Annotated in this window: 6 protein-coding genes; 2 read left to right on the forward strand and 4 right to left on the reverse strand. The window is 67.4% G+C overall.

Annotated elements, in window-relative coordinates; genetic code table 11:
* Positions 1-159 precede the first annotated feature (159 nt).
* Positions 160-1221, reverse strand: coding sequence for a 3-deoxy-7-phosphoheptulonate synthase AroG (aroG, locus tag QPK31_RS24525; RefSeq protein WP_290425516.1), 1062 nt, complete (start codon positions 1219-1221; stop codon positions 160-162).
* Between the two features lie 484 nt (positions 1222-1705).
* Here aroG and QPK31_RS24530 point away from each other — a divergent pair, with 484 nt between their 5' ends.
* Positions 1706-4573, forward strand: coding sequence for a TonB-dependent receptor (locus QPK31_RS24530; protein ID WP_290425517.1), 2868 nt, complete (start codon positions 1706-1708; stop codon positions 4571-4573).
* A gap of 259 nt (positions 4574-4832) precedes the next feature.
* Positions 4833-7559, forward strand: coding sequence for a TonB-dependent receptor (locus tag QPK31_RS24535; RefSeq protein ID WP_290425518.1), 2727 nt, complete (start codon positions 4833-4835; stop codon positions 7557-7559).
* 196 nt (positions 7560-7755) lie between these two features.
* Here QPK31_RS24535 and tldD read toward each other — a convergent pair whose 3' ends face one another.
* The 3 genes from tldD to QPK31_RS24550 all read right to left on the reverse strand — a co-directional run bounded on the left by tldD (position 7756) and on the right by QPK31_RS24550 (position 14463).
* Positions 7756-9216 (reverse strand): metalloprotease TldD, encoded by a 1461-nt coding sequence (gene tldD, locus QPK31_RS24540; RefSeq protein ID WP_290425519.1) that lies wholly within the window; start codon positions 9214-9216, stop codon positions 7756-7758.
* 264 nt (positions 9217-9480) lie between these two features.
* Complete coding sequence (locus QPK31_RS24545; protein ID WP_374045838.1) at positions 9481-10281, reverse strand: carbon-nitrogen hydrolase family protein; 801 nt, start codon at positions 10279-10281, stop codon at positions 9481-9483.
* A gap of 27 nt (positions 10282-10308) precedes the next feature.
* Positions 10309-14463, reverse strand: coding sequence for a YhdP family protein (locus QPK31_RS24550; RefSeq protein WP_290425521.1), 4155 nt, complete (start codon positions 14461-14463; stop codon positions 10309-10311).
* Between the last annotated feature and the right edge of the window lie 152 nt (positions 14464-14615).

Raw genomic sequence — 14615 nt, forward strand, 5'->3', positions numbered from 1 at the left:
AGCCCTGTACAATTCAGGACTCAGCACTTGGCAGCGTAACTCACTGTCCAACGAAATGGGGTCACTTCACAGGTGCCCACCCTACAGAACTGCACCTATGCAATCCAATGCGATGCGCCGGCGTTGTGCCGGTGGGTACGAGTACCCACCCTACACCCATCAAAGGTCTTCGCGCAGGCGCCGCTGGCGTACCGCCGCCGCCAGCCCTTCCAGCACCTTGACGCTGGTCTCCCAGTCGATGCAGCCGTCCGTCACCGACTGCCCATAGGTCAGCTCCTTGCCCGGCACCAGGTCCTGGCGCCCCGCCACCAGGTGCGATTCGATCATCACGCCGACAATCCGCTCATCCCCCGCCGCGATCTGGCCGGCGATATCGGCGCACACCGGCACCTGGTTCTCCGGCTTCTTCGAGCTGTTCGCATGCGAGGCGTCGATCATCAGGCGCGACGCCAGGCCGAGCGCGGCAATTTGCTTGCAGGCCTCGTCCACGCTGGCGGCATCGTAGTTCGGCGTCTTGCCGCCGCGCAGGATGATGTGGCAATCCTCGTTGCCGGCGGTCGAGACGATGGCCGAGTGCCCGCCCTTGGTTACCGACAGGAAGTGGTGCGGCTGCGACGCGGCCTTGATCGCTTCGGTCGCGATCTTGATGTTGCCGTCGGTCCCGTTCTTGAAGCCTACCGGGCAAGACAGGCCGGAGGCCAGTTCGCGGTGCACCTGCGATTCGGTGGTGCGCGCCCCGATTGCACCCCAGCTGATCAGGTCGGCGATGTATTGCGGGCTGATCACGTCGAGGAACTCGGTGCCGGCCGGCAGGCCCATCTCGTTGACGTCGCGCAGCAGCTCGCGCGCCATGCGCAGGCCGTCGTTGATGCGGAAGCTGTTATCCATGTAGGGGTCGTTGATCATGCCCTTCCAGCCCACCGTGGTGCGCGGCTTTTCGAAATACACGCGCATCACGATCTCGAGGTCGCCCTTGAAGCGGCGGCGCTGTTCGAGCAGGCCGCGCGCATATTCAAGCGCGGCCTTCGGGTCGTGGATCGAGCAGGGGCCGATCACCACCATCAGGCGGTCGTCCTGGCCGTGCAGGATGCGGTGCAGCGCCACGCGCGCATCGGCCGCGGTCTGCTCGGCCGCCGGCGTGACCGGAAACTCGCGGATGAGGTGCGAGGGCGGCGTCAGTTCCTTCATTTCGCGGATGCGTAGGTCGTCGGTGCGAGGCATGCTGTACTCCGTTTTCTGGTCTGGAAATAAAAAAACCGCCATCGCTGGCGGTTTCTGGTGTTCGGTCCTGGGTCTCTTACTGTTGCGTGTACCCGCCGCTACTCCACCGCCTGAAGGCTGGAAAGCCAAAATAAAACCAGCGGGTAAAGAAAACAGCGTTGCGCATTGGACGGGATCCGAAAGAGGTCGAATCGACTATAACGCCAATGCGTGAATATTGGCAAGCCTTTTGTCCGTAGCGTAAACATGGCCGAATTGGCGAACAAGTGGCAAGTGGTTGCGACAAACGGACAGCCGCGCCAACGCGAGGATGACGTTTGAGAGATATCAGACATGTCATTGCCGGGAATGCAAAAGTCGGGACAAGCCCCGGTCCGGTCGCGTTTGTCCTCGCGTCAGATCAATTGCTGTGTGTTAGTGATCTGACGGCAAACAAATGCCGGCCCCATGAACGGGAATGTCCACACGACTCTGGAGTCCTGACATGACTGAAACCCTGATATCCCGTTCCGTGCGCCGCATCTTTGCCGGCGGCGGCGCGGCCGGCCTGGTCCTGCTGGCGCTGCCCGTCGTCCAGGCGCAAGCACAGGAAGCGGCGCAACGGCCGATCGCGCGCGTCGAGATCACCGGCAGTAACATCCGCCGCGCCGAAGCCGAAACCGCCTCGTCGGTGATCACCGTGAACCGCGCCGACATCGAACGCTCCGGCAAGAGCAGCGTCTCGGAACTGCTGCAGACCCTGGCGGTCGACAACCAGGGTTCGGTGCCGACCAGCTTCGGCAACGGTTTCGCGGCCGGCGCTTCCGGCATCTCGCTGCGCGGCCTGGGCACGGCATCGACCCTGGTGCTGCTCAACGGCCGGCGCATGGCGCCCTACGGCCTGGCCGACGACGGCCAGAAGGTCTTCAGCGACCTGAACGTGATCCCCACCGACGCCGTCGACCGCATCGAGATCCTGAAGGACGGCGCCTCGGCCATCTACGGCTCCGATGCGATCGCCGGCGTGGTCAACATCATCCTGCGCCGCAACTTCACCGGCACCACGGTGCGCGGCTCGCTCGGCATCAGCGAGGAATGGGACGGCGAAGAGCAGAACTTCGCCATCACCCACGGCTTCGGCGACCCCGACAAGGACCGCTACAACATGCTGCTGAACTTCGAGTTCAAGCGCAGCAACGACATCTTCCTGCGCGAGCGCGCCGGCCGCGACCATATCGGCCGCATCGACCTGCGCCGCTGGGGCTATTCGGCCTTGCAGAACCTCGGCGGCACCGGCGCCATCACCACCAACAACGCGGCCGGCAACGCCATCAATGGCAACGTGCGCAACCCGACGACGCTCGACTACTACAACCGCGGCAACCTCGACCCGGCCACCGGCTTCACCCGTTTCTTCCCGGGTGCGGCCTGCAGCAACTTCACGAACCACCCGCAGGGCGACCCCGGCGGCGGCTGCCTGATCGACTCGACCCTGGTCTACAACCAGATCCAGCCCGAGCAGGAAAACTACAGCCTGTTCGGCCGCGGCACCTACCGCCTGACGCCTGGCATCGAGGGCTATGGCGAGGTCAATTTGTACAGCAGCAAGTCCTCGTCCTCGACCACGCCGTCCACCGTCAGCGCCTCGGTCGGCTATCCGGGCGGGCCGGTCAGCAATGCCGCCTCGCTGCTCGGCGCCAGCCACCCCGACAACCCCTACTTCGGCACGGCCGCGCGCCTGCGCTACCTGGCAGGCGACGTCGGGCCGCGGGTGTCGAACATCGATTCCTTCTTCTCGCGCCTGCTGGCTGGCGTGAAAGGAGAATTCGCCGGCTGGGACTACGACACTTCCCTGCTGTTCTCGCGCAGCACCGTCACCAACGAGCGCCATGGCCAGCTCCAGCGCGACGTCACCTTTGCCCTGCTGAACCCGGACGACGCCATCAACGTCGCCTCGGCCCTGGCCACCAGCCCGGCCTATGCCGCGCTGCCGCCCGGCACCTTCTGGCGCATCGGCGAGAATGCCGGCCTGAACGACCCGGGCGTGTACGCGGCCCTGTCGCCGATGATCCGCAACAGCGCCGAGACCAAGATCATCCAGGGCGACTTCAAGGCCACGACCGAGGTCGGACAGCTGGCCGGCGGGCCGATCGGGGTGGCGGTCGGCGCCGAGTGGCGGCGCGAGGAAACCGAGCTCGGCCCGAGCACCGGCACCGAGCGCGGCAACGTGATCGGCCTGGGTTATTCGGCCTACCGCGGCGCGCGCAACGTCTTCGCGCTGTACGGCGAGGCACTGGCGCCGGTCTTGCCGGGGGTCGAGGTCACGGGCGCGCTGCGCTTCGACGATTTTACCGACGTCGGCCGTTCCTGGACGCCGAAGGTCGGCGTCAAGTGGACGCCGTCGCGCCAGCTGGCCTTGCGCGGCACCTTTGCCAAAGGCTTCCGCGCGCCGAGCGCGGCCGAGAACGGCGTCGGCGGCCTGGCCGCGTTCGCCACCGCCGAGGACCCGCTGCGCTGCGCCCTGGGCGTGGAGGCGGCCTGCGACCCGGCCAACATCGCGGTGATCACCTCGCCGAATCCCGACCTGTCGCCGGAACGCTCGCGCAGCTACAACATCGGCGTGATCTGGGACCCGCTGCCGCGCACCAGCATCTCGGTCGACTTCTGGAAGATCAAGCGCAAGAACGAGATCAACCAGGAGCTGACCGATGCCGCGATTGCCGCCGGTAACGTGGCGCGCGACCCAAGCACGGCCACCGGCATCCCGGGCGACCCCGGCGCCATCACGGCGGTGCTGGCTAATTACGTGAACTCGGCGCAAACCAAGGTGCGCGGCATCGACCTCGACGCCCGCCACACCCTGCGCCTGCCCGGCGACTGGGGCAACCTGCTGCTCGACGGCAAGCTGACCTATCTCGACGAATGGGTGCGCACCGAACAGGACGGCAGCTCGCGCGACTTCGCCGGCACCCACGGCAACTGCGACGTCACCAACTGCGTCGGCACCCCGGACTACCGCGCCAACCTGCGCGCGACCTGGGACCGTGCGGACTGGCGCGTGTCGCTGAACGCCAACTACCGCGGGCCGATCGACAATGTGCTGTTCAAGGGCGACCCGGACGGCTGCGCCAGCCACTTCGCGAATGGCGACGACGCACCGCGCAATTGCGAACTGGCCTCCTTCACCACCTTCGACCTGGTGGTGCGCTGGAAGCCGCAGCCGCAATGGGAAGTGTTCGGCACCGTGGAAAACCTGTTCGACAAGGTGGCGCCGCTCGATCCGCTCACCTATGGCGCCCAGGCCTACAACCCGCTCGACTACCTGGGCGCGGTGGGACGCACCTTCTCGCTCGGGGCGCGCTACACGTTCTGAGTCGAAGGAAGGTTCAAGCCAGCCGCTACGGGGCGCAGCGGCTGGCCTTTCGCTATTTCTTCGTGCATGCGCCGATGCCGCAAGCTGTCGCGCGCATGCCACGGCTTCCCGTGCCGTTTGATCGAGATCACCCGCCGCAGGGAAGGCGGTGCAAGACTCGGTTCCTACGACCCCGACGCCACATTTGTTTATTCAGCTAAACAATTGTTTTCAAGATAGATGCGCAGCGGGCAGACAACGACATTCCGGGAGCCGACTCATGTACGCATCCATGCACGAAACCGTATTGTCCCGCTCGCTGCGACGCATCTTCGGCGCCGCCGGCCTGAGCTTGCTGGCCGGCCTGCCCGCCGGCGCGCAGGAAGCGCAGCAGCCTCCCGCCTCCCCGCCGCAGGAAGCGCAGACGCCCCCGCAGTCGCCCGAGCAGTCGCCGGCGCAGCCGATCCAGCGCGTCGAAGTCACCGGTTCCTCGATCCGGCGCATCGCCGCCGAAAGCTCGCTGCCGATCACCACCATCCGCGCGGCCGACTTCGCCAAGCAGGGCTTGACCACGGTGCAGGAAGTGCTGAACACGATCCCGATGAACCAGACCTCGACGGTCGGCTCGTCCTCGGTCGGCTCGGGTACCGGCGGGCGCGCCGTGGCCGACCTGCGCGGCCTGGGCGGCGACAAGACCCTGGTGCTGCTGAACGGCCGGCGCCTGGCCAACCACCCCTATTTCGCCGACACGGTCGACCTGAACATCATCCCGGTGGCGGCGCTGGAGCGGGTCGAGGTGCTGCGCGACGGCGCCTCGGCCATCTACGGCACCGACGCCATCGGCGGCGTGATCAACTTCATCACCAAGCGCTCGGTCGAGGGCGGCGCCATCACCTTCGAAGGCTACGAGCCCTGGCGCAACGGCGGCGGCAACGAGCAGCGCATCAATCTGTCTGGCGGCTGGGGCAACCTGGCGCGCGACGGCATCAGCATGTTCGGCGTGCTCGACTACCACCAGCAGAGCGCCCTGCGCGGCACCGACCGCGCCTTCTCGCGCACCGGCGTGCGGCCGGATCGCGGCCTGAACGAAGTCAGCGGCACGCCCTTCCCGGCCAACTTCTTTTCCGACCTCGGCGTGACCGGCAACCCCGGCTACGCCGCCGGCTGCCGCCCGCCCGACTCGCTGCCGGCGGCCGACGCCCCGGTCTGCGACTTCGACTACACCCAGTACAACGACAACATCCCGAAGACGCGCCAGTACAGCGCCATGGGCAAGATCAACCGCCAGTTCACGCCCGACCACCTGGGCAGCCTGGAATTCGTCTGGGGCCGCAGCACCAACGAGTCGCGCGTGGCGCCGCCGCCGATGTCGAACATCGGCATCGTCATGACCGCCGCCAGCCCCTGGTATCCCGGCAACGGCGCGGTGCCGGCCTTCCCCGGCCTGAGCGGCGAAAACCTCGATATCAGCTGGCGCCCGGTGGAAAGCGGCCCGCGCGAGAACTACGACAGCAGCACCACCGCGCGCCTGCAGGCCAGCCTCGAAGGCACCATCGCCGGCTGGGACTACAACACGGCGATCTCGCATTCGGTCGGGCGCGCGAAAAGCACCTTCCGCGGCGGCTACCTGATCGACCAGCGCATCATCGACGGCGTCGGCGCCGGCATCCTGAACCCCTTCGGCCCGCAAAGCCCGGCCGGGGCCGATTTCCTGGCCAATTCGCTGCTGCTGGGCGAATACGTGCACGCCCGCATCAACAGCAGCGCGGTCGACGGCCGCGTCAGCCGCGAACTGACGACCCTGCCCGGCGGCCCGCTCGGCTTCGCCCTCGGCGCCGAGTTCCGGCGCGACCGCGCCAAGTACTTCGTCAACCGCGACCTCGCCGGGCAAGCCTCCAGCTCGGGCTATGCCGACGCCCAGAACCAGTCGGGCCAGCGCAGCATCTACGCCGTGTTCACCGAACTCAACGTGCCGGTCATCCAGGACCTGGAACTGAACTTCGCCGGCCGCTACGACCACTACAGCGACGTCGGCGGCAGCTTCAACCCCAAGGTGCCGCTGCGCTGGCAGCCGACGCCCCAGGTGCTGGTGCGCGGCTCGTTCAACAAGGGCTTCCGCGCGCCGACCCTGTTCGACCTGTTCGGGCCGCAATCGACCACCAACAGCTCCGACACCTACGACGACCCGGTGCTGTGCCCGGGCGGGGTGCCGGTGGCCGGCGCGAATCCGAACGTCGTCTGCGGGCAGCAACAGAACATCCGCCAGGGCGGCAACCCCGACCTCAGCCCGGAACGCTCGCGCACCTACAGTGCCGGCGTCGTGTTCGAGCCGGTGCGTGCGCTGACCGTGTCGCTCGACTACTGGCACATCAAGCTGAAGGACCAGATCAGCGCCCTGGCCGAGCAGACCATCTTCAGCAACTTCCCGCGCTACCAGAACCTGTTCGTCTACAACGCGGCCGGCAACCGCCTCGACTACGTACTCGACATCACCGACAACCTGGGCGAAGTGCAGACGCGCGGCCTGGACGTATCGCTGCTGTACCGCATGCCACGCAGCCCGATCGGCAACCTGAGCGTCAGCGTCGACGGCACCTACGTCAACAAGTACGAGTACCAGAACGAACGCGGCGGCCCCTTCACCCAGAACGCCGGCCGCTACGCCGACGCCACCCCGGTTTTCCGCTGGCGCCACAACCTGCTGTTCACCCTGATCCGCGGCGACTACACCTTCAATTTGTCGAACCGCTACATGTCGCACTACGAGGACCAGAACACCGCGGTGGCGCCCGAGTTCTACAACAAGGTGGGGCATTATTCGACCTGGTCGGTGTCGGCGACGTATACCGGCAACCCGAAATTCGAGCTGACGGCCGGCGTGAAAAACCTGTTCGACGAGACGCCGCCGTTCACCAACCAGGTGACGAACTTCCAGCTGGGCTACGACCCGCGCTACACCGACCCGTTAGGAATTACCCCTTATATGCGCCTGACGTACAAATTTTAATGGCGTCAACGCATGAGGTCGTAGGGTGGGCGCCCCGTGCCCACGCGTGACGCTTGAGCGGTGTTAGCCAAGACCAGGCCAACCATGATCACAGTTCACGCGTGGGCACGGGGCGCCCACCCTACGCATTCACTGTTTCGTCCATAAAAAATGCCCGGGCTAACCGGGCATTTTCAGCAAAGAGTTAAGCAAACGATCAAGCCGTCCCGCCCACCGTCACGCCATCGATACGCAGGGTCGGCTGGCCCACGCCCACCGGTACGCTCTGGCCTTCCTTGCCGCACACGCCCACGCCCGAATCCAGGCGCATGTCGTTGCCGATCATGGAAATGCGGTTCATCACGTCCGGGCCGTTGCCGATCAGGGTCGCGCCCTTCACCGGGTAGGTGATCTTGCCGTCCTCGATCATGTAGGCTTCGCTGGCCGAGAACACGAACTTGCCGTTGGTGATGTCGACCTGGCCGCCGCCGAAGTTCACCGCGAACAGGCCGTTCTTCACCGAGGCCAGGATCTCGCCCGGGTCCTTGTCGCCACCCAGCATGTAGGTGTTGGTCATGCGCGGCATCGGCAGGTGGGCAAAGGATTCGCGGCGTGCGTTGCCGGTGATCGGCATCTTCATCAGGCGCGCGTTCATGGTGTCCTGGATATAGCCCTTCAGGATGCCATCCTCGATCAGCGTGGTGCACTGGGTTGGATTGCCCTCGTCGTCCATGTTAAGCGAGCCGCGGCGGTCCTTCAGGGTGCCGTCGTCGACCACGGTCACGCCCTTGGCCGCCACGCGCTGGCCGATCATGCCGGCATACGAGGACGAACCCTTGCGGTTGAAGTCGCCTTCCAGGCCGTGGCCGACGGCTTCGTGCAGCAGCACGCCGGGCCAGCCCGGTCCGAGCACGATGGTCATCGGGCCGGCCGGGGCCGGACGCGCTTCCAGGTTGACCAGCGCCGACTTCACCGCCTCGTCGGCATAGCGTTCCAGGACCTCGTCGTCGAAGTAGCCATAGTCGAAGCGTCCGCCGCCGCCCGAGGAACCGGTTTCGCGGCGGCCGTTCTGCTCGGCGATCACGGTGACCGAGACGCGTACCAGCGGGCGGATGTCGGCCGCCAGCACGCCGTCGCTGCGCACCACCAGCACCACGTCGTATTCGCCGGCCAGGCCCGCCATCACCTGCACCACGCGCGGGTCTTTCGCGCGCGCCATCTTTTCCACGCGCTCGAGCAGTTTCACCTTGGCGGTGGCGTCGAGCGAGGCCAGCGGATCGTTCGGCAGATACAGCGAGCGGCCGCCGGTCGGCTGGGCAATCGAGGCCACCTTCACGCGGCCGGCGCCGGCGCGCGCGATGGTGCGCGTGGCGGCCGCCGCGTCCATCAGGGCGGCTTCGGAAATCTCGTCGGAATAGGAAAAGGCGGTCTTCTCGCCGGAGATGGCGCGTACGCCCACACCTTGATCGATCGAGAAGCTGCCGGTCTTGACGATGCCCTCTTCCAGGCTCCAGCCCTCGCTCTTGGTGAACTGGAAGTAGAGGTCGGCATAGTCGACCTTGTGGGTGAACATCGTTCCCAGCGTGCGCAGCAGCTTGGCTTCGTCGAGGCCGAAAGGCGTCAGCAGCACATCGCGTGCCACGGCCAGGGAGGAAAGATTCGGTTCGAATGGGATCATTTTGCGTCGGTTTCTCGTGTGGATTGGGGCATTGTGCCATATCCGCCGGGTTTGCATCGGCGTGCAGGGGCACCGGAAGCGACACGGGCGCCGCCGCAGGAAGCGCCCCATGAACCGCCGCTTGAATTGCCGCTTGAGTTGCCGCTTGAGTTGCCGCTTGAGTTGCCGCTTGAGTTGCCGCTTGAGTTGCCGCTTGAGTTTCCGCACAAGTCGCCTGTGCAGCCGGCAGCGCCGCGGCCCGCGCCGCAGCACGTCATCAATCGATTACAGCTTGCGGTGGCGCAGTGCCGGCAGGCTCTCGCGCACGCCCGACAGGAAGGCCGGATCGAGATCGCCCGCCACCACGCCTTCGCCTTCGCGCAGCACCGCCTTGACCTCGCCCCAGGGATCGACCAGCATGCTGTGGCCGAAAGTGCGGCGGCCGTTCCGGTGCACGCCGCCCTGGGCCGAGGCCAGCACATAGCACTGGTTCTCGATGGCGCGGGCGCGCAGCAGCACTTCCCAGTGGGCGCTGCCGGTGGTGTGGGTAAATGCCGCCGGTACCACGATCAGCGCGCACTCGCCCATCGCGCGGTAGAGCTCGGGGAAGCGCAGGTCGTAGCAGACCGAGAGGCCGACGCGCCCGAACGGCGCCTCGAAGCTGCCCACGGCCTGGCCCGGCACGATGGTGCGGGCCTCGTCGTAGGATTCGCTGCCCCTAGTAAAGCCAAACAGGTGGATCTTGTCGTAACGGCTGAGTTCATCGCCCTGCGGCCCGTACACCAGGGTCGTGTTCATGACCTTGCCGGCGTCCGGCGACACCAGCGGCAGCGTGCCGCCGATCAGCCAGATGCCGTGCTCGCGCGCCATGGCCGCCATGCATTCCTGGATCGGACCGACACCCGCCTGCTCGGCGTGCGCGACCTTGTCCGCATCGCTCATGCCCATGATCGGCCAGTACTCGGGCAGGGTCACGAGGGACGCGCCGCCGGCGGCGGCTTCGCCGACCAGGCGGCGGGCGGTGGCGAGATTCTGCGCCACGTCGGGTGTGGACACCATCTGGACTGCGGCTACACCGGGTTTCAAGTTGCTCCTCATGTCACTCCTCTCGGGTCACTCTTTTTTCGCTGTCGGGGGCTGCGGGCGTCCCGGCGGACGGTCCGGCGGATTGTCGATCTTGGTAATCGTCGGCGATTTCCACGGTCCTGTCACCTGCATCTGGTAAGTCAGGGCCTTCATCACCGGCGCGCGCAGGAAAAGTTGCGCCAGATAGGAGCCGAGGCCGATCACCGGGTTCACTGCCAGGCCGTACACCAGCGGTCCGGTGCCGAGATTGAATTCCGGGATCACCACCACACGCAGATTGGTCGATTCGTTGGCGATGTCGGCCGTGCCGTCCATCAGCACGGTGGCGGCGACGCCGTGCATCTTGAGGTTGTCGGTGCGCACCACGCCTTTCGAGATCATGGCGTTGGCCGTGATGCCGTCGAAGGCCAGGCCTTCCGAGAACACGTCGTGGAAGTCGAGCTTCAGCAGGCGCGGCAGGGCTTGCAGGCTGAGCACGCCGAGCAGCTTGGCCGCACCCGGGTCCTGCTTCAGGAACTGGCCGCCGCCCACGTTCATCTCGATCTGGCCCGACAGCGAGGGGATGTCCAGCGCATACGGCAGCCCGCTCCAGGACAGGTCGCCCGAGATTTTGCCCTTGCCGCGACGCAGGGTTTCCGGGAAGCCCAGGCGGTCCAGCAGGCGCCCGGCATCGATGATGTCGAGCGTGAAGTTCATGCCGGTATTGCTCTTGCCGTCCTTGGTCAGCCAGCGTCCGGTGGCGCGCAACTGGCCGTCGGGGTTGGCCAGGCTCAGGCGGTCGATGCGCCATTCCTTGCCGGCTAGCGCAGGGACATTGCTTGCCTGCAGGTCGAGGCGCCCGAACTGCTTGTTGAAGAGTTCGAAGCGCTCGGCCACGATGTCGAGCGCCGGGATACTGGCCGCGCCGCTATTCGATTCCAGCAAGTCCTTGACCTCGGCCGCCGAGGATTCGGGAATGTCGAGGAAAGCCAGGCGCGCCGTGACCTTGCCCACGCCCTGCCCCGGCTGCTCGCTCCAGCTGACGTGGCCCGAGGCCTGGCGCGACTGCAGGTTCGCTTGCCAGACATTGCCGCGGTGGGTGGCGCCGACCACCACGTCGGCCATGCGGCGGTCGGCCACGAAGAGCTCGGTGGCACGCGCGGCGATGGTGGTCGGCACCACGTACTGGGAGAAATTCGGTCCGGCCTTGCCGCCGCTGCCCTCGCCTTCGTCGTCGCCGGCAATCGCGCGCGCCGCCGCCAGCCAGGCATCGACGTTCACCGACTTCATGTCGACGTTGATCATCATGCCCTCGTCGGGCTCGGGCGCCGGCAGGTTGACGCCGATGCCGCCACGTTCCACCGTCCACGGCCCGCGCGGCTGGTGGCTGCGCTGGTAGCGGGCGGACACGGCATTGCCGAGGGTCAGGCGCAGCGCGTCGCGGCCCACGCCTTCCACCGTCGGTTCGCCGTCGAGCACGAAGCGCAGCGGCAGTTCGGTCTCCGCGGCCTTGTTCAGCGGCGCCGGGAATTGCAGGCCCAGGCCCTCCAGGCTGGAGTCGAGCGTCACGTTCAGGCGATGCTCGCGCACGCCGATGCTGCCGCTGTAGCGGGTGCTGCCCGACAGGCGCGTGGCCAGGCGCGCCACCGCCGGCGCCGGGGCGCTGCGGCGCATGCCGTCGGCCGACAGGGTGCCCGACAGGCGGATCGCGATCGCGCCGTCCTTCTGGGTGCCGCCGGACAGCGCCAGCGGCCCGCCGAGGAAGCTGGCGCCCACGCCGTTCAGGTTGAAACCGTGTTCGTTGAACTCGACCTTGCCGAGCGCCGCCTGCAGCGGCGGCAGATCGGGGATCAGGTTGACGTCGTTGTTCTGCAGCTGCAGGGCGCCCTGCACCTTCGTCTGGTGCAGATCGGCCAGCGGCATCTGGAGTTTCAGGCTGAGGCCGGCGTTGCCGCTGCCGCGCGTGTCTTCGGTGAAATGGCCGATCCAGCCCAGCACCGGGCTGGCCGCCACGTAGCCGAGGAAGCCCTGCAGCGATCCGCTGGCGCTGCCGTCGATGTCGAGGACGGAATCGTGGGCGCCGAGATTCGGCAGCACGGCGCGCACGTTGCGCAGGTCGAGGCCGAAGCTGCGCAGGGTATCGCCGCGGATTTCCATGCGGTCGCGGTCGAACACGATGCTGCCGTTGATGGCCTCCGCCAACGGCCAGGCCGGCTTGTTGTCCGGCGTGCGGTGGCCGGGCGCGTATTCGAGCACGGCGCCGGCCAGGCGCCCGGCCACGCGGAATTCGCCGCGCGCGCGTTCGGCCGCGTTCGCGGCGCGGAAAGGGAACTGCGCCAAGTCGCCGCGCAGGCGCAGGCGCACGTCTTCCAGCATGCCGCCCTGCAAGGCGGTGGCCAGCCACTCGCGCAGGTGTTCCGGCGTGGCGTTCGGCAGGAAGCGGCCGACCTCGGCGATGCGGAAGCCATCCAGGCTGCCGCTGATGTCGGCTACGCCGGGGCCATGGCCTGGCCCCAGCGGCAACTGGTGGCGCCCGGACAGGTTGCCGCGCAGGCTGCCTTGGGCGAAGGACAGCTTGTCGACCTCGACCAGCAGCTGCTCCTGCGGCTCGTAGCGCCAGCGCGCCTGCAGGGCCAGGCTGTCGAGCGGCATGGCCGGTTCCGGGAACCAGGCCGGCATGCGCAGCGCCAGGTTGCTGGAGTCGACGCTGACGCTGCCGCCATCCTGGGTGGCGTCGATGCTGCCGCTCAGGTTATCGATGCCCGGCAAGGCCGGCCGGGCCGGCGCCGTGGCGCTGGCCGCGCGCGCCGCCTGGGGCTGCAAACCGAGGCCGGCCACCTGCCCCTTGACGCGGTAGCCGGCCAGGCGCGGATAGGCGCCGTCCCAGGACGCGGAAAAATCGGTCAGCTGGCCGCGCGGCGCGAAGTCGGCCAGCAGCTGGCGCTGCAACGGAGACAGCGGCAACTGCGCCGCCAGCTGGGCCAGGGCCGCCAGGTCGACCTGGGTTGCCTCCACCGCCACGCGCTGCGGCTTGCCGGCGCGCGCCGGGGTGTAGGTTTCGCTGACGGTACTCGGCGGCAGCACGCGGCCGTCGGCCAGGGCGACCGTGAAATGTTCGATGGCCACCGTATGGCCGTTGGCGCCGAAGGTCGGCTTGCCTTCTTGCGCGTCCGGCAGCAGTTCCTCGTGCGCCGACAGGCGGCCCGACACGCGCGCCAGGTTCAGGGGCGGCAGCTCCGGCCCCATGCGCGCGGCCACGCCGGCCAGGGCCAGGTCGGCGGTGAAGCCGGCCAGGCGCGCGCGGTCGAGGCTGATCCAGGCGCGCAGCGAGCCCTTGCCCTGGGATAGCTGGAAGGGATAATCGATGTACTGTTTCCAGGCCGCCAGGTCGGCTTCGCGCAGGTCGGCATACAGTTCGCCCTTCCAGCGTGCGATGTCGGAGGCACGCCCGCCGAAGCGCGGGTGGGTGAAGCGCGCGCGCACGTCGAGCGGCTGCGACAGCACGCCCGGCGGCGTGGCTTTCAGGGCGACGCGGTGCGTGCGCCAGCGGTTGTGCAGCACCAGCGAGACGTCGCGCAGGGCCAGCGGCGGCGCGCCGCGCACGCCGTCGGTCCAGACGACCTGTCCTTCGCGGATCACGATCTCGCGCTGGCGGAAGACCCAGTCGCCGCCCGTGCCGCCCTTGTCGTCCTTCGGGTCGATGCGCACCCCGGCCACGTAGAACACGCCGTCGCCGGCGCGCCGCACGTCCAGCTGGGGCCGGATCAGCTCCAGGGTTTCGAAGCGCGGCTCGGCGGCAAACACGCTCCACCAGGAAAACGTGGCCGAGACCGACGGCAGGGCCAGCACCTGGCGCCCGGCCTTGTCCTTGAGGGTGACGTCGCCCAGGAACAGCGAGGGATGCAGGCCGCTCCAGGACGCATAGATGCGGGCGATCGCCACCTGGTTGCCGAGTGCGCGGCTGGCCAGGCGCTCGATGTCGCCCTTGTACATATCTATATTGGGCAGGATCGCGTAGCGCAGCGCCAGGAACAGCAGCCCGAGGCCGAAGTACACCGCCAGCACCAGCTTGACCGTGAAACCGAGCACATGATGCGACGCCAGGTTGGCATACCGGTAGGCGGCACGCAGCCGCCGCCAGCGCTCGGCCAGCGGCGTGTGCTCCTGAGGCGCCTGGGGCACCTGCGGTTCCGGGTTGTGCATCAATGTGCTCAAAGGCTCGCCGTCCGTTGGTTCTTCAATATCAGAGCGCTTGCTACGATCGCGGCGTCTACCTTACCATCGTGCTGCCTTACCACAGGGCGTACGAAAAAATCGTCAGGGCAAGGGTTGCGGCCATCCGACGCAGCGTCGAA

This window comes from Massilia sp. YIM B02769, from assembly GCF_030411995.1.
GTDB lineage: Bacteria > Pseudomonadota > Gammaproteobacteria > Burkholderiales > Burkholderiaceae_D > Telluria.

Bases quoted from the DNA above. Each gene is read 5' to 3' on its own strand.
- aroG (WP_290425516.1), bottom strand. From the start codon at position 1,221: ATGCCTCGCACCGACGACCTACGCATCCGCGAAATGAAGGAACTGACG.
- tldD (WP_290425519.1), bottom strand. From the start codon at position 9,216: ATGATCCCATTCGAACCGAATCTTTCCTCCCTGGCCGTGGCACGCGAT.
- QPK31_RS24550 (WP_290425521.1), bottom strand. From the start codon at position 14,463: ATGCACAACCCGGAACCGCAGGTGCCCCAGGCGCCTCAGGAGCACACG.
- QPK31_RS24530 (WP_290425517.1), top strand. From the start codon at position 1,706: ATGACTGAAACCCTGATATCCCGTTCCGTGCGCCGCATCTTTGCCGGC.
- QPK31_RS24535 (WP_290425518.1), top strand. From the start codon at position 4,833: ATGTACGCATCCATGCACGAAACCGTATTGTCCCGCTCGCTGCGACGC.